Annotated in this window: 16 protein-coding genes and 1 pseudogene; 9 read left to right on the forward strand and 8 right to left on the reverse strand. The window is 69.8% G+C overall.

Annotated features, from left to right (window positions below; translation table 11 throughout):
- The first annotated feature begins 254 nt into the window (after window positions 1-254).
- Both galE and IG08_RS59145 read left to right on the forward strand, forming a co-directional pair.
- Window positions 255-1235 (forward strand): UDP-glucose 4-epimerase GalE, encoded by a 981-nt coding sequence (galE, locus tag IG08_RS0120125; protein ID WP_030604092.1) that lies wholly within the window; start codon window positions 255-257, stop codon window positions 1233-1235.
- Window positions 1236-1244: 9 nt separating this feature from the next.
- Window positions 1245-1355: pseudogene (locus tag IG08_RS59145) on the forward strand (ADP-ribosylglycohydrolase family protein); the annotation flags it as partial.
- 45 nt (window positions 1356-1400) lie between these two features.
- On the opposite strand, the gene IG08_RS0120135 reads toward IG08_RS59145, so the two are convergent.
- The gene (locus tag IG08_RS0120135) at window positions 1401-1676 is read right to left on the reverse strand and encodes a YciI family protein (protein ID WP_030604095.1); all 276 of its coding nucleotides are present in this window, start codon (window positions 1674-1676) and stop codon (window positions 1401-1403) included.
- Between the two features lie 118 nt (window positions 1677-1794).
- On the opposite strand from IG08_RS0120135, the gene IG08_RS0120140 reads away from it, so the two are divergent.
- Window positions 1795-2478, forward strand: coding sequence for a Crp/Fnr family transcriptional regulator (locus tag IG08_RS0120140; RefSeq protein WP_030604097.1), 684 nt, complete (start codon window positions 1795-1797; stop codon window positions 2476-2478).
- 163 nt (window positions 2479-2641) lie between these two features.
- Here IG08_RS0120140 and IG08_RS0120145 read toward each other — a convergent pair whose 3' ends face one another.
- Complete coding sequence (locus tag IG08_RS0120145) at window positions 2642-3280, reverse strand: TetR/AcrR family transcriptional regulator (RefSeq protein ID WP_030604101.1); 639 nt, start codon at window positions 3278-3280, stop codon at window positions 2642-2644.
- Between the two features lie 249 nt (window positions 3281-3529).
- Between IG08_RS0120145 and IG08_RS0120150 the strand changes: the two genes are divergently transcribed.
- A complete protein-coding gene (locus tag IG08_RS0120150) occupies window positions 3530-4447 on the forward strand; it encodes an ABC transporter permease (protein WP_030604104.1) in 918 nt (305 codons plus the stop codon).
- The gene (locus IG08_RS0120155) at window positions 4440-5294 is read left to right on the forward strand and encodes an ABC transporter ATP-binding protein (protein WP_043454758.1); all 855 of its coding nucleotides are present in this window, start codon (window positions 4440-4442) and stop codon (window positions 5292-5294) included. Before IG08_RS0120150 ends, IG08_RS0120155 begins: the two co-directional genes overlap by 8 nt.
- Window positions 5295-5390: 96 nt before the next feature.
- Here IG08_RS0120155 and IG08_RS0120160 read toward each other — a convergent pair whose 3' ends face one another.
- Complete coding sequence (locus IG08_RS0120160; protein WP_030604110.1) at window positions 5391-10331, reverse strand: NAD-glutamate dehydrogenase; 4941 nt, start codon at window positions 10329-10331, stop codon at window positions 5391-5393.
- A 488-nt stretch (window positions 10332-10819) separates the two neighbouring features.
- On the opposite strand from IG08_RS0120160, the gene IG08_RS0120165 reads away from it, so the two are divergent.
- Window positions 10820-11386, forward strand: coding sequence for a DJ-1/PfpI family protein (locus IG08_RS0120165; protein WP_030604113.1), 567 nt, complete (start codon window positions 10820-10822; stop codon window positions 11384-11386).
- Between the two features lie 202 nt (window positions 11387-11588).
- On the opposite strand, the gene IG08_RS0120170 is transcribed toward IG08_RS0120165, so the two are convergent.
- Both IG08_RS0120170 and IG08_RS0120175 read right to left on the reverse strand, forming a co-directional pair.
- On the reverse strand, window positions 11589-12254 hold the full coding sequence (locus tag IG08_RS0120170) for an HAD family hydrolase (RefSeq protein ID WP_030604116.1): 666 nt from the start codon (window positions 12252-12254) through the stop codon (window positions 11589-11591).
- A gap of 58 nt (window positions 12255-12312) precedes the next feature.
- Complete coding sequence (locus tag IG08_RS0120175; RefSeq protein WP_030604119.1) at window positions 12313-12828, reverse strand: DUF6912 family protein; 516 nt, start codon at window positions 12826-12828, stop codon at window positions 12313-12315.
- A 324-nt stretch (window positions 12829-13152) separates the two neighbouring features.
- Here IG08_RS0120175 and IG08_RS0120180 point away from each other — a divergent pair, with 324 nt between their 5' ends.
- On the forward strand, window positions 13153-13785 hold the full coding sequence (locus IG08_RS0120180) for an Rv3235 family protein (RefSeq protein ID WP_030604122.1): 633 nt from the start codon (window positions 13153-13155) through the stop codon (window positions 13783-13785).
- 81 nt (window positions 13786-13866) lie between these two features.
- Here the strand turns inward: IG08_RS0120180 and secA are convergent, their stop codons facing one another.
- Complete coding sequence (secA, locus tag IG08_RS0120185) at window positions 13867-16704, reverse strand: preprotein translocase subunit SecA (protein ID WP_030604124.1); 2838 nt, start codon at window positions 16702-16704, stop codon at window positions 13867-13869.
- A 280-nt stretch (window positions 16705-16984) separates the two neighbouring features.
- Here secA and IG08_RS0120190 point away from each other — a divergent pair, with 280 nt between their 5' ends.
- Window positions 16985-17557, forward strand: coding sequence for a GNAT family N-acetyltransferase (locus IG08_RS0120190; protein ID WP_030604127.1), 573 nt, complete (start codon window positions 16985-16987; stop codon window positions 17555-17557).
- A 241-nt stretch (window positions 17558-17798) separates the two neighbouring features.
- A complete protein-coding gene (locus IG08_RS0120195; protein ID WP_030604129.1) occupies window positions 17799-18971 on the forward strand; it encodes a winged helix-turn-helix domain-containing protein in 1173 nt (390 codons plus the stop codon).
- A gap of 14 nt (window positions 18972-18985) precedes the next feature.
- Here the strand turns inward: IG08_RS0120195 and IG08_RS0120200 are convergent, their stop codons facing one another.
- Together IG08_RS0120200 and hpf are read right to left on the reverse strand one after the other, a co-directional pair.
- A complete protein-coding gene (locus IG08_RS0120200; protein WP_030604131.1) occupies window positions 18986-19726 on the reverse strand; it encodes a response regulator in 741 nt (246 codons plus the stop codon).
- A 202-nt stretch (window positions 19727-19928) separates the two neighbouring features.
- Window positions 19929-20621, reverse strand: a complete 693-nt coding sequence (gene hpf, locus IG08_RS0120205) for a ribosome hibernation-promoting factor, HPF/YfiA family (RefSeq protein WP_030604134.1) — start codon at window positions 20619-20621, stop codon at window positions 19929-19931.
- Window positions 20622-20863 lie beyond the last annotated feature (242 nt).

The raw sequence follows: 20863 nt of genomic DNA on the forward strand, positions 1-20863 counted from the left end.
CACCGGCCCGTATCCGTGGCGTCCCACGAGATCCGCCGCCGGGCCCGGTCCCGCGCGTTCTCGGGTCGGCCGCCTCCCCGGGCGCCCCGAGCGGGAACTCGGCCCGCCCCGAAGGCGTTGACGCTGTGTGGCACCAGTGATGCGGGGAGTGACAAGGGGGGTACGAGCGACACCTTCGCCTGCTTCACTGATACCCGACCACTGACATCGGACCACGCACCATCACGGGCCAACTGATGAGGGGACGGCCGCACATGACCTGGCTGATCACCGGCGGCGCCGGCTACATCGGGGCGCACGTCGTACGCGCGATGACCGAGGCCGGCGAACAGACGGTGGTGTACGACGACCTGTCGACGGGGATCGCCGAGCGCGTGCCGTCCGACGTGCCGCTGGTGGTGGGCTCCACGCTGGACGGCGAGCGCCTCGCCCGCACCCTCGCGGACCACGAGGTCACCGGCGTCGTCCACCTCGCGGCGAAGAAGCAGGTCGGCGAGTCGGTGGACCTGCCCCTGCACTACTACCGGGAGAACGTGGAGGGGCTGCGCGTCCTCCTGGAGGCCGTGACGACGGCCGGGGTCCCGTCCTTCGTGTTCTCGTCCTCCGCCGCGGTGTACGGCATGCCGGACGTGTCCCTGGTCACGGAGGAGACCCCGTGCCTGCCCATGTCGCCGTACGGCGAGACGAAGCTGGCCGGCGAGTGGCTGGTGCGGGCCACCGGCCGGGCGACGGGCCTGTCCACGGCGTCCCTGCGCTACTTCAACGTGGCCGGCTCGGCACGCCCCGAACTCGCCGACGTGGGCGTCTTCAACCTCATCCCCATGGTCTTCGAGAAGCTGACGGACGACGCGCCCCCGCGCATCTTCGGTGACGACTACCCGACCCCCGACGGCACCTGCGTCCGCGACTACATCCACGTCGCCGACCTGGCCGAGGCCCACGTCGCCGCGGCCCGCACCCTCCAGGCCTCCCCCGGCCGCGACCTCACCGTCAACATCGGCCGCGGGGAAGGCGTTTCGGTCCGCGAGATGATCGACCGCATCAACGCCCTCACGGGCTACGACCGCCCCCCCACCGTCACCCCGCGCCGCCCCGGCGACCCGGCCCGCGTCGTCGCCTCCGCCGACCGCGCCGCCGCCGAACTCGACTGGAAGGCCAAGCACGACGTCCAGGACATGATCACGTCGGCGTGGGAGGGGTGGGTACGACTGCATCCGGGGGCGGCTCGGGGCTAGCCTGCGCGGATGACCGGCTCCCTCCGTGCCGAGCGCGCCCTCGGCGCCGTCGTCGGTTCAGCCGTCGGTGACGCTCTGGGCGCACCCTTCGAGTTCGGGCCCGAGGGCGCCGCGAACGCGTGCTGCGCACAGCGGAGTTGACGGACCTCGCCCTGCGGCTGGCTCCTAGGCGAGCTCCGGGCCTCCCACGATCGGCGACCACTCGCGGATCGCGTGGACTTCGACTCCGGGAGTGCCGCGGTAGTACGGGTCCTCCTTGAGGAGCTCCTCCAACTCCGGCCGATCCACCGCGAACACCAACAGGGCGCCACGGTCGTCGACCCAGGGTCCCGCGGCGACGAGTTTCCCCTCGCCGTGGAGGCGGGCGAGACTCTCGCGGTGCGCGGGGCGGGCGGCGAGGCGCTCGGGGGCGGGAGTGAAGGCGAGTTCTACGACCAGCACGGGGATCCCTTCCGCTTCGTACGGCTACGGCTTCGACCGTGAGGCTAGGCTCAGCGCGCCACTCAGGGCTGTATCAGCCGATACAGCCAGGGGCGCCGGGAAGGAGAGGAAGGTCACCGTGCACGGGTACGACTGGCAACGGCTGCGAGACGTCCCCCTGTTGGCCCCACTGCCGGACCCGGACCTGCGCCGCCTGTGGGACGCCTCCGTCCCGCGCCACTACGACACCGGCGAGACCCTGCGGAGCCAGGGCACCCCCGCCGACCACCTGCTCGTCCTGCTGGACGGCAGCGCGGCGGCGTCCGTCACGACCGTCGGCGGGCGCGTCGTACGGTTCGGCACCTGGACCGGGCCGTGCGCGCTCGACAAGGTCGCGCTGCTCGACGGGGCCGGTCACACCGCGACGTTCACCGCGCTCGCGCCGTGCGCCGTACGGGCCGTGCCGCGGGCCCGTTTCACCGCCCTGCTGGACGACTCCGCCGCGGTACGCGCCCATGTGTTCCGCCTCCTGGCGACCCAGGCCCGCACCCAGCAGGACCGGCTCACCGACACGGCCACGCTTCCTTGCGAGGCCCGGCTCGCGGCCTGGCTCCTGGACGCGCTGGCCGCCGACGGGCGAGTAGAACTCAGCGGCGGCCAGCGCGAGCTCGCCGACCTCCTGGGCGTCACCCGCGTCACGGTCAACCGCGCCCTGTCCCGGCTCCGGCACGACGGCCTGATCGGCCCCACGGAGAACGGCCGGATCACGGTGCACGCCCCGGAGCTCCTAGCACTGCGCGCCGCACCGGAAGGCGGCCGATGAGCTGGTCACCCACCGCCAAGCAGGCCGGACGAATTCCCCTACGGTTCGGCAGCACCCCAAAGGGGCGCGGGGAACTGCGCGACCAGCCACGACGGCGCCGCAGACAACCAACAACCCATCACGGCACCCACCATCGTCGCGGCACCCAGCGGAGCGCCCACGCTCACAACGCCTTGAGCGCCGCCGTCGTGGCCCGGGCCAGCGCCGCGAGATACCCCTTCGGCAGCTTCGGGGCGCGGATCACCACCGAGCGCCAGTAGAGGGGCCCGGAGATCAGATCGAGGGCCAGTTCGTCGTCGAGGCCCACGCGGACCTCACCGCGCTGCTCCGCCGCCACGATGATCTTGCTCGCGACGCCCTCCTGCCCGTCCCGCAGGGCCTTCTGGACGGCCTCGGCGATCTCGGGGTTGCGGGCCGCCTCGGCCTGGAGGTCCGGGAGGATCTGCGAGGCCACGGGGTGGCGCAGCGCCCGGGACGTCACCTCGTACAGCAACCGCAGGTCGCCCTCCAGCGAGCCGGTGTCCGGCGCGGGCAGGCCCTGCACGGCGAGTGCCGACACCACGTCGAGGACCAGGTGCAGCTTGGAGCGCCAGCGGCGGTACACCGCGGTCTTGCCGACGCCCGCGCGGCGCGCGATCCCCTCGATGGACATCCGCGCGTAGCCGACGGCCGCGAGCTCCTCGAAGACGGCCGCCCGAATGGCTTCCGTCACATCCTCCCGGAGTACGGCGGCTCCCGCCGGGGCTCGGCGGCGCGGACGCGTCTGCGGCTCGTCGGCGTTCGTCGTCATGCGGACCAGCATAGGGCGTTGCGACGAAACGGTCCCGTCCCGACGCGAATCGTTACGACGATACGGTCCCGTCCCAACGCAATCGGCACGACGAAACGGTTGCGTTCCGACGTCCACTCGGCCTACGCTCACGTTGCGACGATACGGTCCCGTCCCGACGTAAGAGAACGTGAAGAGAAGCGTAAGCAAACGCCGGGATACGGACCGACGGCCGACGGGCCGGACGCACGCACCCCCACCCCCCGAGTGAAAGCAGCGGATGTGAGCCAGGTTCTCGACACACCGCCCCCGACATCGGCCCCGGCCGAGGACGACCTCGCGGCCCTCGCCGCCCACCACGGTCTCTCGGTCAGCGGCGCCCGCCCCTCCCTGCCCGAGTACATCCGCCAGCTGTGGGCCCGGCGCCACTTCATCGCGGCCTTCTCGACCGCCAAGCTCACCTCGCAGTACAGCCAGGCGAAGCTGGGCCAGGTCTGGCAGGTGATGAACCCACTGCTGAACGCGGCGGTGTACTTCCTCATCTTCGGTGTACTCCTTGGCACCAAGAAGGGTGTGCCGGACTACGTCCCGTTCCTGGTCACGGGCGTGTTCATCTGGACGTTCACCCAGAGCTCGATCCTGGCGGGCACCCGCGCGATCTCCGGCAACCTCGGCCTCGTGAGGGCCCTGCACTTCCCGCGGGCCGCGCTGCCGATCTCCTTCTGCCTGCAGCAGCTCCAGCAGCTGCTGTTCTCGATGTGCGCGCTGGTCGTGATCCTGCTCTGCTTCGGCGTGCCGGTCTCGGCGTCCTGGGTCCTGGCGATCCCGGCGCTCGTGCTGCAGTTCACCTTCAACGCCGGCGTCTCGATGATCATGGCCCGGTTCGGTGCCAAGACCCCGGACATCGCCCAGCTGATGCCGTTCGTCCTGCGCACGTGGATGTACGTCTCGGGTGTCATGTGGAGCATCGAGCACCTGGCCGCCAAGCACCACAACTGGCCGTCCTGGGTGGTCCCGGTCCTCCAGGCCAACCCGGCCGCCGTCTACATCGACCTGATGCGCTACGCGCTGATCGACAGCTTCCACTCCAGCCAGCTGCCGCACCACGTGTGGCTGATCGCGACCGGCTGGGCGCTGCTCGCCGGCGTCGGCGGCTTCATTTACTTCTGGAAGGCTGAGGAGACGTACGGCCGTGGCTGAGAACACCCCCGACATCACCGACGAGAAGATCCCCACCGTCATCGCCGACGGCGTCGACATCGTCTACCGCGTCAACGGCACCGGCGGCGGCCGTGGCTCCGCGACCGCCGCGCTCAACCGCATGCTGCGCCGCAAGCAGGCCGAGAAGGCGGCGGGTGTGCGCAAGGTGCACGCCGTGAAGAACGTGTCGTTCGTGGCGTACCGCGGCGAGGCGATCGGCCTGATCGGCACCAACGGATCCGGCAAGTCGACCCTGCTCAAGGCGGTCGCGGGCCTGCTCCCGGTGGAGAACGGCCGGATCCACACCGACGGCCAGCCCTCCCTCCTCGGCGTGAACGCGGCCCTGATGAACGACCTGACCGGCGAGCGCAACGTCTACCTCGGCGGCCTCGCCATGGGCATGTCCCGCGAGCAGGTCAAGGAGCGCTACCAGGAGATCGTCGACTTCTCCGGCATCAACGAGAAGGGCGACTTCATCACCCTGCCGATGCGGACGTACTCCTCCGGCATGGCCGCCCGGCTGCGCTTCTCCATCGCCGCCGCCAAGGACCACGACGTCCTCCTCATCGACGAGGCGCTGGCGACCGGCGACGCCGCCTTCCGCAAGCGCTCCGAGGCCCGCATCCGCGAGCTGCGCAAGCACGCGGGCACGGTCTTCCTGGTCAGCCACAACAACAAGTCGATCCGCGACACCTGCGACCGCGTGCTGTGGCTGGAGCGCGGCGAACTCCGCATGGACGGGCCGACCGAGGACGTCCTGCAGGAGTACGAAGCCTTCACCGGCGACAAGAGCGACAAGCCCAAGCCCAGGCCGAAGGCGAAGCCCAAGGTCGCGGCCGCCTCCTGAGGCACCGGCACCAGGCGTACGACGACGAGGGCGCCCCGAGCCATTCCGGCCCGGGGCGCCCTCATTGTCGTAGCGGCGACGAAACCGTCGTACGCCTTACGAATGCGCCCGCAGCAGCGTCCGCATCGTCCGCATGGCCACCGACAGGTTGGCGAGGTCGAACGTCTCCGAGCCCTGGATCTCGTCCAGGGTCGTGCGCGCCCGGCTCAGGATCGGCGCGTTCTTCTCCTCCCAGGCCTTGAAGCGCTGCTCGGGAGTCGAGGTGCCGTTGCCCACGGCCAGGACGTCGGCCGTGAGGGCCGAGTGGGCCGCGTACAGGTCCTCGCGGATGGAGGCGCGGGCCATGGACTGCCAGCGGTCGGCGCGCGGCAGCTCGATGATGCGGTCCATGAGCTGGGTGATGTGGAGCCGGTCGCCGAGGTCGTAGTAGACCTCGGCGACGTCCATCGGGTCCCGGCCCATGCGGTCGGCGACCGAGACGATGTCGAGCGTCGGGAAGGCGGAGGAGAACCCGGCCACGCGCATGGCGAGTTCGTCCGGGACACCGGCGCCCGTCAGCTCGTCGTAGATCTTCTGGTACCACTCCAGGTCCGCGCCCCGCAGCAGCTTCGGCAGCTGTGCCCACACCTGCCCGACCCGCTCGCCGAAGAACTCGACGGTCTCGGCGAGTTGCAGCGGCTGGGGCCGGTTGTTGAGCAGCCAGCGGGTGCCGCGCTCGACCAGGCGCCGCGAGTGCAGCCGAATCCGGGTCTGTACGGCGGCCTCGACCTGGTTGTCGAGCGCCTCGACCCCGTCCCACACGGCGCCGGAGCGGAAGATGGCCCGGGCCGCGGTCTGCGCCCGCACGATCTCCTCCAGCGAGGCGCCGGTCTCCTCGCGCAGGCGGTGCAGGTAGGTCGTACCGCCGGTGTTGACCGTGTCGTTGACCAGCACGGTCGTGATGATCTCGCGGTGCAGCGGGTGGCTGTCGATGTGCTCGGGGAACTTCTCGCTCAGCGCGGTCGGGAAGTACGCGTGCAGCAGGGTGCGCAGGTACGGGTCGTCGGGGAGCGAGGTGTGCAGCAGCTCGTCGGCGACCGTGATCTTCGTGTACGCCAGCAGGACGGCCGTCTCCGGGCTGGTGAGGCCCTGTGCGGCGCCGAGGCGTTCGCGGATCTGACGGTCGGTGGGCAGGAACTCCAGCGCCCGGTCCAGCAGGCCCGCGCGCACCAGGTGGCGCATGTACCGCTGCTGGGCGTGGAGCATGTCCTTGGACTGGGCCAGTGCGTTGGCGATGGCCGTGTTCTGCGCGTAGTTGTTGCGCAGGACCAGGTGGCCGACCTCGTCGGTCATCTCGGCGAGCTGCTTGTTGCGCTGCTTGACGGTCATGTCACCTTCGGTGACCAGGCCGTTGAGCAGGATCTTGATGTTCACCTCGTGGTCGGAGGTGTCCACGCCCGCGCTGTTGTCGATGGCATCGGTGTTGATCTTGCCGCCGTGCAGCGAGAACTCGATCCGGCCGAGCTGGGTCAGGCCCAGGTTGCCGCCCTCGCCGACGACCCCGACGCGCAGGTCGGCGCCGTCGACGCGGATCGGGTCGTTGGCCTTGTCGCCGACGTCGGCGTGCGTCTCGGTGCTCGCCTTCACGTACGTCCCGATGCCGCCGTTCCACAGCAGGTCCACCGGCGCCTTGAGGATCGCCTTCATCAGGTCGGCCGGGGTCATCTTGGCGACCTTGCCCTCGATGCCGAGGGCCTCGCGGATGTGCGCGTTGACCGGGATGGCCTTGGCGCTGCGGGGGAAGACGCCGCCTCCGGTGGAGATGAGGCCGGTGTCGTAGTCGGCCCAGCTGGAGCGCGGGAGCTCGAAGACCCGGCGGCGCTCGGCGTAGGAGGTGGCCGCGTCCGGCTTCGGGTCGATGAAGATGTGCCGGTGGTCGAAGGCGGCGACCAGGCGGATGTGCTCACTGAGCAGCATGCCGTTGCCGAACACGTCGCCGGACATGTCGCCGATGCCGACGACGGTGAAGTCCTCGGACTGCGTGTCGACGCCGAGCTCCCGGAAGTGCCGCTTGACGGACTCCCAGGCGCCGCGGGCGGTGATGCCCATGCCCTTGTGGTCGTAGCCCGCGGAGCCGCCGGAGGCGAAGGCGTCGCCGAGCCAGAAGTTGTACTGCTCGGCCACCCCGTTGGCGATGTCCGAGAAGGTCGCGGTGCCCTTGTCTGCGGCGACGACGAGGTAGGTGTCGTCCTCGTCGTGCCGGACGACGTCGGCCGGGGGCACGACCTCCCCGCCGACCATGTTGTCGGTGATGTCGAGCAGCGCCGAGATGAAGGTCTTGTAGCTGGCGATGCCCTCGGCCAGCCACGCGTCGCGGTCCACGCTCGGGTCGGGCAGCTGCTTGGCGACGAAGCCGCCCTTGGCGCCGACCGGCACGATGACGGTGTTCTTCACCATCTGCGCCTTGACCAGGCCGAGGATCTCGGTACGGAAGTCCTCACGCCGGTCGGACCAGCGCAGGCCTCCTCGCGCGACCTTGCCGAACCTGAGGTGCACGCCCTCGACGCGCGGCGAGTAGACCCAGATCTCGAACGCCGGGCGCGGGGCCGGGAGATCGGGGATCGCCTGCGGGTCGAACTTCATGGAGACGTAGTCGTGCGGCTGGCCGCCGAGCGCCTCCTGGAAGAAGTTCGTGCGCAGGGTGGCCTTGATGACGGTGAGGAAGGACCGCAGGATCCGGTCCTCGTCGAGGCTCGCGACCTGGTCGAGGGCCGCGTCCAGCTCCTCCAGGAGGGCGTCGACGAGTTCGTGCCCGGCGCGCTGCCGGTCCGGTGACTGCCGCGCCTCGAACAGGGAGACGAGCAGCCGGGTGGTGTGGACGTTGTGGCGGAGGGTGTCCTCCATGTAGTCCTGGCTGAAGGTGGACCCGGCCTGCCGCAGGTACTTGGCGTACGCCCGCAGCACCATCGCCTGCCGCCAGCTCAGGCCGGCGCTCAGCACGAGGGCGTTGAAGCCGTCGTTCTCCGCCTTGCCGGTCCAGGTGGCGGCGAAGGCCTCCTGGAAGCGCTCGCGGCCGTCGTCACCGAGGTAGTCACCGGCGCCGTTCTGCGACTTGGGCATGCGCAGGCCGAAGTCGTAGATCCAGGCGACGCTGCGGTCCGAGCAGCGCAGTTCGTACGGCCGCTCGTCCATGACCTCGACGCCGAGCCGGTTGAGCACCGGCAGGACGGCGGACAGGGTGATGGAGGCGCCCTTGCGGTAGATCTTGAAGCGGCGCTCCTCGGGGGCCGCGCCCACCGGCTCGTACAGGCTCAGCGCGAAGTCGTTGTCCTCGGCCTCGGTGAGCTTTTCGACGTGGACTAGGTCGGCGACCGCGGCGCGCGGGGTGTGGTCGGCCTTGTAGCCCTCGGGGAAGGCGTTGCCGTACCGGCGCACGAGTTCGGCGGCGCGCTCCTCGCCGAGTTCGGCGTTGAGCGCCTCGGTGAAGCCGTCGGCCCAGGAGCGGGCGGCTTCGACCAGGCGGGCCTCGATGCGCTCCTTGTCGGCGTCGGACAGCTGCGGCAGCTCGGTGCCCTGCGGGACACGGACGACGAAGTGCAGCCGGGAGAGGATCGACTCGGTGTTCCAGGCGGTGAAGTCGACGCTGGTGCCGTCGAGTTCCTCCTTCAGGATGTCGATGATCCTCAGGCGCACGCCGGTGGTGTAGCGGTCGCGGGGCAGGTAGACGAGGGCGGAGTAGTAGCGGCCGTACTCGTCCTGCCGCAGGTAGAGCCTGAGCCGCCGCCGCTCCTGCAGGTACAGCACGGAGGTGACGATGGACTGCAGCTCGTCGGGGGGCGTCTGGAAGAGCTCGTCGCGCGGGTAGGTCTCCAGGATCTGGAGCAGGTCGCGCCCGTCGTGGCTGTTGGGCGAGAACCCGGCGCGCTCCAGCACCTCGTCGACCTTGCGCCGGATGACCGGAACCCGGCGGACGGACTCGGTGTAGGCGGCGGAGGAGAACAGTCCGAGGAAGCGGCGCTCACCGACGACGTTGCCGTTCTCGTCGAACTTCTTGACGCCGACGTAGTCGAGATACGACGGCCGGTGCACGGTCGACCGGCTGTTGGCCTTGGTCAGGACGAGGAGCTTGTGCTCACGGGCCTTGGCGCGGGCGTCGGCGGGCAGCCGCTCGAAGGAGGGGCTGACGGGGTGGCTGTCACCTTCGGCGTGATGCGGGTCGGAGCGCAGAATGCCGAGCCCGGTGCCGGGGACGGCCACGAGGGAGTCGTCCTCCCGCAGCTGGTACTCCCGGTAGCCGAGGAAGGTGAAGTGGTCTGCGGCCAGCCAGCGCAACAGCTCTCGGGCCTCCTCGATCTCCTGCTCGCGCAGGTCGGAGGCGACGGGTTCCTTCGGCAGCTCGTCGGCCATCCGGAGCGCCGCGTCCCGCATCTTCTCCCAGTCCTCGACGGTCTCACGGACGTCGGACAGGACGCGCAGCAGATCGGCGGTGATCTGCTTCAGGTCGGAGCGGTCGGTCTCGCGGTCGAACTCCACGTGGATCCACGACTCGGTGTGCGCGTCGTGCGGGAGGTCGGCCCCGGCGGGCGGGGCGGCGAGGACCTCGATGAGCCTGCCGGTGAGATCGCGCCGGACGATGATCTGCGGATGGATGACGACGTGGATCCCACGCCCCTGGCGTGTGAGCTCGTTCGTCACCGAGTCGACGAGGAAGGGCATGTCGTCGGTGACGACCTCGACGACGGAGTGGCTGCTGGTCCACCCGTTCTCTTCGACGGTCGGGGTGTGGACCCGCACGTTGGCCGTGCCCTGCGGCCGGTTCTCGCCCAGCCGGTAGTGGGAGAGAGCGGCTCCGAAGATGTCGACCGGGTCGCGGCCGGTGAGGTCCTCCGGGGCGGTGTGCAGGTAGTAGCGCTGGAGGAACGCGAGCACGGTGTCCCGGTCGGGGCTGCTCTTGTCCGTCGTCCCAGTCGGTAGGTGCCCCCCGACCGGGCTGTTCTCAGCTACCCGGGCGGCCCTTTCGAGCAGCTCGGCCTTGGCTTCGTCCAGCTTGGTCTGCATTGTCCTCTGGCTCCTGTCGCGCGCCGTTGCGTGACGTAGAAGGAAGTACGGTGTCTTCCCCTGCGGCTCGACGCCACGGCCCGGGTTCTCCGGTCGGCTCCGACGCTATGCCGCAAGGTGAGATGAGCGGGGGGATATCAGCCATTCTCGACACGCCCGACGGGTGTGACGCTGCTCTCTGCGGCGCCGGTCCCGGGGGTGCAATCGGCGTCCTGGGGGCCCGGTGGACCCCGTCCCGCCCGCGAAGACCAGCGACCGCCGCCCGGTCACGGATGTGGTCCGTGCTCTCCGGGCGCGGGGCAGGGGCTACAGCGCCCCCGCGAACTATCGCGCTGATCACGCCACAAGGCTATCGCTCCGGACCGGGGGGTCGTCATGAGCCGTATGTGTACAAAACCGGGGGTGGAACTTTGACAGTCTGCACAGTGCGCTCGCCCGGCCGCGCCCACCCCCTTGGCAAGCGGCCCCCGCGGATGCACGTTGCCGACATGACAGCGAAAATCCTCATCGTCACCGGCGACGCAGCAGAGTCACTGGAGGTCCTGTACCCCTACCAGCGCCTCCGCGAAGAGGGCTACGACGTCCACATCGCGGCTCCCACCCGCAAAAAGCTCCGGTTCGTCGTCCACGACTTCGAACCCGGCTTCGACACCTACACCGAGAAGCCCGGCTACACCTGGCCCGCCGATCTCGCCTTCGCCGAGGTGGACCCCGGTCAGTACGCCGCCCTCGTCATCCCCGGCGGCCGGGCCCCCGAGTACCTGCGCAACGACCCCGAACTCCGCAAGATCCTCAAGTCCTTCTTCGACTCCGACAAGCCCATCGCCCAGATCTGCCACGGCCCCCTGCTCACCGCCGCGGTCGACGGCCTCCGCGGCCGCCGCGTCACGGCGTACCCGGCCCTGGAACCGGACATGCAGACCGCCGGCGCCGCCTTCCAGGACGCCGAGGTGGTGGTCGACGGCACCCTGGTCTCGTCACGGGCGTGGCCGGACCACTCGGGGTGGATGCGGGAGTTCTTGACGGTACTGAGGGCGAAGGCGCCGGTGACCTGACTCCGCCGGCCGGCGTAGCTGCGGGTAGTCGTGCCGCTGGGGCGGCTCCCGACCCACAGAAGCGGCACCCCGCCAGCGCGGGCAAGCGAGCCCACCCCTCCCAGCCCCACGCCGGGCACCTGCACACCCCGTCCGGGCGCACCCACCCCCGGCCGGCACAAACCCCGGGCGCCCTCACAGCCAGCTCAGCCCGGCCAGCCCCTCACGCCGCCAACCGCTCCGCCTCCACGACCGCCTCCCCCAACGTGTCCACCACCGGCACCCCGACCTCCTCGAGGCTGGCCCGACCGTGCGACCCCCCGGTGTACAGCACGGCCCGCGCCCCCACATGCAACGCCGCCACCGCGTCGTCCGCCGCGTCCCCGATCACCACCGTACGAGCCGGATCCACGCCGACGAGCGCACCGAGGTGCCGCACCATGTGCTCGGCCTTGCTGCCGCCGGAGGGCCCGGTCCGCCCGTCGACGCGCAGGAAGTGCGCCTCGATCCCGAACCCCCGGACCAGCGGGACGAGTTCGTCGTGCACGTACATGCTCAGGATCGACTGGCTGCGTCCCGCCGACCGCCACCCCGCGAGGAGGTCGGTCGCCCCCTCGGTGAGCCCGCACCCTATGCGGTGCTCGGCGTAGTACCGGTGGAAGGTCTCGTCCATGACCTCCCACTCGGCATCGGTCGGCAGCCGCCCCATCAACCGCTCGTAGAACTTCGGCACCGGCACGCAGTACAGCGCCCGGTACTGCTCCATCGTGATCGGCTCGAGCCCCAGCTCGTTGAACGCCGCGTTCGTCGCCCCGATGATCGCGTCATTGTCGTGGAACAGCGTCCCGTTCCAGTCCCAGACAATGTGCGCGCCTGTCAGCTTCCCCATGACAAAAACGTACCCGCCCGCACTGACAATCAAGAGACCCGCAGGTCAGCGCTGCCTCTCAGCCGCCCAGCACCACCAGATTCGGGATCTCCTGGGTGGCGAACCACAGCAGCTCATGGTCCTCGGCCCCGTCCACGACGAACTGCGCGTCGTCGTCCCCGCCGTCCGCCGCCGCGAGCACCTCGGTCGCGGCGGTCACGTCCTCCTCCGCGTCCCCCGAGTCGACGTGCACCGAGGCCGCCTTGGCCAGCGCCACCGGCCCGGCGACCCGCACCTCGCCGAGCGCCTTCGGATCGAGCGCCCGGTCGGGATCGGAGCTGGCCGCACCGTCGGGCACGTCGACGGCGACCACGACCCGGCGCCGTACCGCTCCGGCGTCGGCCGCCAGGAGCCGCAGCGAGGCCAGCGCGGCACGGTTCAGCGCCGCGTACTCCAGCTCCTCGATGTCGTCGGAGACGTACCACTCGCGCAGCCCGGGCGTGACGGCGTACGCGGCGAGCGGCCCGGATCCCAGCTCCCCCGTCTTGTACGCCTCGGCGAGACCGGAGAGGGTCAGGGGGACGTAGACGCGCATGGCTGGCCGCTTTCGTTCGTGGTCGCAGGACCTGATCGCAGGACGTGGTCGGAAGACCCCGCAAAGGCCTTCAGGATACGTGCGGGCGTCCCCTTTCGAGTCCCCACCCAGCCCTGCGGAGGCGTCCACCTCCGGCCCGGAATTCACCCGGTGAAGGCCCACAGTCATGGGCTCCCGCACCCCTCGCTCACCCGGATAAGTGAAGATTCCGGGCCCCCGCCCCGAGCGCGAGTCCGCTTGCCGCCGCCCTCGGCCGCCCCGTACAAGATCCCCACCAGCAAGTTACTGCCCGGTATCACCCGGGCCCACCGAGCGGGGACACCGATGAACAAGGTCATGACCAGGGCACAGCACCCCTCCGGCGCCCGTCCGCCGGGCCGCCGCGACCCGCGTCGCCCGGGCGGCACCCCGCCCCGCTCCCCCGGCGGCAACTCGGCCCGCACGACGGCAGGCGGACGCCCGCCCGGCTCCCCCGGAGACGGCGGCCCACGCAGCCGCACGAGGCCCGCCGACGGCCGCCCGACGGCCGCACCGGGCACGAGCCCCGCAAGCCCCGCAAGGAGCGCCACCGCACCGGTCGTCCCCTTCCAGACCCCCCGCAGGCCGCCGGTGCCCCAGCCCCGCCCCACGGACGTCTTCGCCGACCTCCTCCTCGGGGTGCTCAGCGGTCAGCGTCCCGTCCACTCGATGCTCCGACACACCGTCGGCCGCGCCTACGACGAACTCGCCCAGCTCGCCGAACACGGCCCCCTCCGCACCCGCGGCACCCGCCCCGTGGTCCGCGACGTCGGCTACTACGTCCCCCGCCCCGGCGCCGTGGAGGCCTTCGCCCGCATCGGCGCCGGCGACCAGCTGCGTGCCATGGCCTTCCGCCTCGAACAGAGTCAGGACCTCCGCTGGCGCTGCACCGCGGTGGAACTGGGCGGCCCGCGCACTCCGTACACCGACGACGACTGAGGGTCGGCATGCCGAAGGGCCGGGCACCTCGCAGGTGACCCGGCCCTTCAAGCCGCTACGGCGCCGCAGGCGACCGCGGCGTCACTTCTTGCGGCGTCGCCCGCCACGGGACTGCTTGCGCCGCTCCGCGCGCGTGAGGCCGTCCGACTCCGAGCGCACCGCGTCGTCGTCGGCGAACTCGCCCTCGACGATGCCGCCCTCGCCGTCCACGGTGGGCGCGGAGAAGTGCAGGTCCCGGCGCTGCGGAGCGTCGAGCCCCTTGGCGCGGATCTCGGGACGCGAGCCGGCCTGCGCCGGAACCGAGTCCTGCTTGTCGAGCGACGGCTTCTCGTCCTCGACCAGGACCTCCTCGACCTGCTGCTCGACCTGGACCTCCAGGTTGAACAGGTAGCCGACGGACTCCTCCTTGATGCCCTCCATCATGGCGGTGAACATGTCGAAGCCCTCGCGCTGGTACTCGACCAGCGGGTCCTTCTGCGCCATGGCGCGCAGGCCGATGCCCTCCTGGAGGTAGTCCATCTCGTAGAGGTGCTCGCGCCACTTGCGGTCGAGGACCGACAGCACGACCCGGCGCTCCAGCTCACGCATGATCTCGGAGCCGAGCTGGGTCTCACGCTGCTCGTACTGCTCGTGGACATCGTCCTTGATGGACTCGGAGATGTACTCGGCGGTCAGTCCGGCGCGGTCGCCGGCCGCCTCCTCCAGCTCCTCGACGGTGACCTTCACCGGGTAGAGCTGCTTGAACGCGCCCCACAGCCGGTCGAGGTCCCAGTCCTCCGGGAAGCCCTCGGCGGTCTCCGCACCGACGTACTCGTCGATCGTGTCGTCCATGAAGTGCACGACCTGCTCCTGCAGGTCCTCGCCCTCCAGGACGCGGCGCCGCTCGCCGTAGATGACCTCGCGCTGGCGGTTGAGGACCTCGTCGTACTTGAGGACGTTCTTGCGGGTCTCGAAGTTCTGCTGCTCGACCTGCGACTGGGCGGACGCGATCGCGCGCGTGACCATCTTGTTCTCGATCGGCACGTCGTCCGGGACGTTCGCCATCGACATCACGCGCTCGACCATCTGGGCCTTGAACAGGCGCATCAGGTCGTCGCCGAGCGACAGGTAGAAGCGGGACTCACCCGGGTCGCCCTGACGGCCGGAACGACCGCGCAGCTGGTTGTCGATACGGCGCGACTCGTGCCGCTCGGTGCCGAGGACGTAGAGCCCGCCGAGGTCCTTGACCTCCTCGAACTCCGCCTTGACCGCCTGCTCGGCCTTCTCCAGGGCGGCGGGCAGGGCCTGGGCCCACTCCTCGATGTGCTCCTCGGGGTCGAGGCCGCGCTGACGCAGCTCGGCCTCGGCGAGGTCGTCGGGGTTGCCGCCGAGCTTGATGTCCGTACCTCGGCCGGCCATGTTGGTGGCGACCGTCACGGCGCCCTTGCGGCCGGCCTGGGCGATGATCGGCGCCTCACGGTCGTGCTGCTTCGCGTTCAGCACTTCGTGCTGGACGCCGCGCTTGCTCAACTGCTGCGAGAGGTATTCGGACTTCTCGACCGACGTCGTACCGACGAGGATCGGCTGGCCCTTCTCGTGCTTCTCGACGATGTCGTCGACGACCGCCTCGAACTTCGCGACCTCGGTGCGGTAGATCAGGTCCGACTGGTCCTTGCGGACCATCGGCCGGTTGGTCGGGATCGGGACGACGCCGAGCTTGTAGATCTGGTGGAACTCGGCTGCCTCGGTCATCGCCGTACCGGTCATGCCGGAGAGGCCGGGCTGTTCCTTGCCCTCCTGGTCGTGGCGCTTGTAGAGGCGGAAGAAGTTCTGCAGGGTGATCGTGGCGAGCGTCTGGTTCTCGTCCTTGATGTCCACCCCTTCCTTCGCCTCGATCGCCTGGTGCATGCCCTCGTTGTAGCGGCGGCCGGCGAGGATACGGCCGGTGTGCTCATCGACGATCATGACCTCGCCGTCGATGACGACGTAGTCCTTGTCCTTCTTGAAGAGCTCCTTCGCCTTGATGGCGTTGTTCAGGTAGCCCACCAGAGGGGTGTTCACCGACTCGTAGAGGTTGTCGATGCCCAGCCAGTCCTCGACCTTGCTGACACCGGACTCGTGGATGGCGACCGTGCGCTTCTTCTCGTCGACCTCGTAGTCGCCGGTCTCCTCGATGCCCTTGAGCGGGTTGCCGGCCTCGCCCTTCTTCAGGCGCGTGACCAGCTTGGCGAAGTCGCCGTACCACTTGGTGGCCTGGTCGGCCGGGCCGGAGATGATCAGCGGCGTACGGGCCTCGTCCACGAGGATCGAGTCGACCTCGTCGACGATGGCGAAGTTGTGGCCGCGCTGGACGAGCTCGTCCTTGGACCACGCCATGTTGTCGCGCAGGTAGTCGAAGCCGAACTCGTTGTTCGTGCCGTACGTGATGTCGCACGCGTACTGCTCGCGACGCTGGGCCGGCGTCATGTTGGCGAGGATGCAACCGACGCTCAGGCCCAGGAACTTGTGGACGCGGCCCATCATCTCTGAGTCGCGCTCGGCCAGGTAGTCGTTGACCGTGATCAGGTGGACGCCCTGGCCGGACAGCGCGTTGAGATACGCGGGCAACGTGCCGACGAGGGTCTTGCCCTCACCGGTCTTCATCTCGGCCACGTAGCCGAGGTGGAGGGCCGCGCCGCCCATGATCTGCACGTCGTAGGGGCGCTGGCCGAGCGCGCGCTTGGCGCCTTCACGCACGGTGGCAAAGGCTTCGGGGAGCAGGTCGTCCAGGGTCTCGCCGTCGGCGTACCGCTGCTTGTACTCATCGGTGAGGGCCCGCAGCTCGGCGTCGGAGAGGTCGACGAAGTCCTCTTCGATGGAGTTGACCTGGTCCGCGATGCGGTGCAGCTTGCGCAGGATCTTGCCTTCGCCTGCACGCATGATCTTCGAGAGGACGGACACGGGGGTTGGTCTCCTTGCCGGTCGGGCCTGGGACGGTCGGTTTCCATTTGGCTTACTGAGCAACGGCCATCGTATGCGAGGACCCCGCCGCGTCGGGAGCCTGCTGGGACGACGACCGTCCGTCGCTTCACGCACCTGATTCAAATCTCTTCAAAGGGGACAACGCCCGGGCCCCGCCGATGGTGCCGCGAGCCGCCCACGAATTGCGCGAATTGTGATCACCCGCTCACGCACGGCAAAAAGATGGCGTCCTTGGCGAACCCCCGAGCAGAATCGGCCGATGGAACCCGTCACGCTCACCACCGGCCGACTCCTTCTGCGCGTGGTCGGCCCGCAGGACACCGATGCCGTGTACGAGGCCGCCCAGGACCCCGACATCCAGCGCTGGACCACGATCCCCTCGCCGTACCTGCGCGAGCACGCCCAGAGCTTCACGGATCAGCTGGTCCCCGAAGGCTGGGTGGACGGCTCGTTGCTCACCTGGGGCATCTTCCTCTCCGTAGGGGAGGACCTGGTGGGCATGCTCAGCCTCTCCATGCGCTCCCTGGGGGGCGCCGAGATCGGTTTCTGGGGCACCGAGGAGCACCGCGGCAACGGCTATGTCACCGAGGCCGTCCTCGCCGTCTCCCGCTGGGCCTTCACCGACCTGTCGATCGACCGCGTGGAATGGCGGGCGGAAGTCGGCAACAAGCCCTCCCGCGCGGTGGCGGAGCGCACCGGATTCGTCATCGAGGGCACCCTGCGCTCCGCGATCATCCATCGGGGCGCCCGACGGGACTGCTGGGTGGGCGCACTGCTGCCCTCGGACCTGGGACTGCCGTCGACGGCGCCGTACCTCCCCGCACGCGACTAGGCGGGTCCGGCGAAGTCCACTGCGGTTCGCCGACGCCCTGAGGGGCGTTGGGCTGTGTCTATATGCGGCTCTGCCGCGATGGGGCCCCCGCTCATGGGGGAGAAGCCGGGAGTGGGCGAGCGACCAGCCACGACAGCACCGCAGACGAACGACGGCATAGCGCGGCACCCCCAGCGGAGCGCGTAGCGGCAAACCCGCAGCTCACCCCCCACTGTCAGTGCCACGTCCTATCGTGCGGCCCATGACGACCCCGCGCCCGACGGCCACCCTCTCGGCAGACGAAGCCCGCCGCATCGCCCTCCGCGCCCAGGGTTTCCTCGGCACCCCCGACCGCAAGGGCGGCGTCCGAGGCATCCTCCGCCACCTGGGCGCGGTCCAGCTCGACACCATCTCCGTCCTCGCCCGCTCCCACGAACTCATCCCGTACGCCCGCCTCGGCGCGGTGAGCCGCAAGACGGTCGAGCACGCCTACTGGACCGAGACGCACGCCTTCGAGTACTGGTCCCACGCGGCCTGCATCCTCCCCATCGAGGAGTGGCCCCACTTCGCCTTCCGCCGGCGCGCCTACCGGAACCGCCCGCACTGGAACCACCAACTCCCGGACGGCGCCTACGACCAGGTCATCAAGCAACTCCGCGCCGAGGGCCCCCTCACGGCCACGGAGTTGGGCGGCGCGAAGCGCACCAGCGAGTGGTGGGACTGGTCGGGCGCGAAGGTCGCCGTCGAACGCGCCCTCATGTACGGCGAGGTGGTGTGCGTGGAGCGCCGCGGCTGGAAGCGCGTGTACGACCTCGCCGAACGCGCCGTCCCTCAGGCCCTGTTGCACGACGATCTGGACGACGCCGAGTGCCTGCGCCGCCTGGTCGCCCTCGCGGGCCGGTCCCTGGGTGTCGGCACGCGCGCGGACATCGCCGACTACCACCGTCTCAAGGGCGAACAGGTCGACGCGGTGATCGCCGACTCCGGCCTGGTACCGGTCGCCGTCGAGGGCTGGGGCAAGCCCGCCTGGGCCGACCCCGCGGCCCTGGAGACACCCCTGCGCGGCCGTCACCGCACCACGCTGCTGTCCCCCTTCGACTCCCTGATCTGGGAACGCGCGCGCACGGAGCGGATCTTCGGCTTCACCCACCGCCTGGAGGCCTACGTCCCCAAGCCGAAGCGGGTGTACGGCTACTTCGCGATGCCGGTGCTGGCCGGCGGCCACCTCGTCGGCCGCGTGGACCCGGCCCGCGAGGGCCGCACCCTGGTGGCCAGGCAGGTCACCCTGGACGGCCCGAAGGCGGTCCCCGCGGTGGCCCAGGCGCTGGTCGAGGCGGCGAGCTGGGTGGACTGCACGGACGTACGCGTGGAACGGGTGGACGCGCCGGAACTGCGCGAGCCCCTGGCGAAGGAACTCACCCGAGCCCTGGGCTGATCCCTGTCCGGCTGCTACCGGATCTCTAGGATCTTCTCCCGCATCGCGTACACCACGGCCTCCATCCTGGAGTGCAGCTGCAGCTTCTCCAGGATGTTGCGCACGTGGTTCTTCACGGTGTTCTCGGAGATGAACAACTCCTTGGCGATATCCCGGTTGTTCATGCCTGTGGCGACGAGCTTGAGAACCTCCAGCTCACGCTCCGTGAGCCGGGGAGCCGGCACCAGACGGCGTTCGTCGGTGCGCTGGATCATCGACTTGAACTCGGTGAGCAGTTTCGACGCCATGGACGGACTGATCTGCGACTGTCCGTCGGCCACCGCGCGAATGGCGGTGGCCACCTCGTCGGTGGAGATCTCCTTGAGGAGATATCCGGTCGCGCCGGCCTTGATCGCGTCGTAGAGGTCGGCTTCCTCGTCGCTGATCGTCAGCATGATGATTTTGGCGCTGGGCGCCACTTCCTTGATCGAGGTGCACGCCTCGATCCCGCCCCGCTTGGGCATCCGCACATCCATCAGGACGATGTCCGGCAACAGGTCGGCGGCCTTGTCGACGGCTTCCGCACCGTCTCCCGCCTCCCCGACGACCTGGATGTCCTCCTCGGCCGCCAGCACGATCTCCAGACCGCGGCGGAAGAGGGCATGGTCATCCACGACCAGGACACGGATCGGCTCCTTGCGTGGGGAACCCACGTCCGGGCTCATATCGCCGTCGCCGGCGTCCTCGTCATGCAGCGGTCCGAAGCTGTCCGCCATCGTTCCTCCCCCTGAAGGCTGTGGCTGGTCCTGTGCCATCGCCAACCCAAGGCAACGACCCACCGGTTGGGCCGGTGGGGCCATGATTTCATGCCCGGACGACAGTGAGGTGACAGAGCGGGGCGCGAAGTGGTCGCACACTGGTGCCCCTGGGGGCGCACACGCGCTCCAGGGGCACCGGCTCAGCTGTCATCCGGGAGGGTCAGCCCCCCAGCGTGCCACCCGCCGCGGGAGAGTGCCCCTGGGCGACCATCGGGTCCGTGCTGAGGTGGATGACGCCGTAGTCGTAGGCGTGTCGCCGGTAGACGACACTCGGTTCCTTGGTCTCGGAGTCGACGAACAGATAGAAGTCGTGTCCGACCAGTTCCATCTCGTAGAGCGCCTGGTCGAGGGTCATCGGGGAGGCGACGTGGGTCTTCTCGCGGACGACCAGGGGACCTTCACCCTTGACCTCCAGCGAGCCGATCTTCTTGGTGGGCACGCCGTCCGACTCTTCCTCGTGAACGGCGTGGCCGTTGCCGTTGAGCGTCGCCGCGCCCGGAACGTGGTCGGCGACCTCGGCGGCCGTGAGCCGCCGTGCGCCGCGGCGTGTGTGGCGCTTGTCGTGCTCCTTGCGCAGTCGGGCGTCCAGCTTCTCCGCCGCCAGGTCGAGTGCCGCGTACGGGTCGCTGGCTGCCGCTTCCGCCCGGATCACCGGACCGCGGGAGCGGAGCGTGATCTCCACTCGGTCACAGCGGTCGGCCTGACGGGGGTTCGGCTCCTTGGACACCTCGACGTCGAGGCTGATCACCTTGCCATCGAGCTTCTGGATCTTCTCCAGCTTCAGCTTCTCGGCCACGTGCTTGCGGAACCGCTCGGGCACCTCGGTCTTGCGGCCCTTGACGACGATGTCCACGCAGAACTCCGTTCCCGGATCGCTCCGCTTCGCTGCGGAGCATCTCCCTTTTGCACCAGGCTCCGGTGAGTCCCGGAACCTCGGACTCGGTGACTTCCACCTCCTCCCCCGCGGGCAAGATCTCCATTCCACCGAGGCGGGTGATAGTGAAAAACCCGCGGCACGGCATTCGGGTGCGAGAGGTGTGGCCTGGGCCTTTCCTCACAACCGAACATATCTCGCCTGGGCGGATGTCGTCACCC

Origin of the sequence: Streptomyces fulvoviolaceus (assembly GCF_000718165.1) — a bacterium.
Classification (GTDB): Bacteria; Actinomycetota; Actinomycetes; order Streptomycetales; family Streptomycetaceae; genus Streptomyces; species Streptomyces fulvoviolaceus.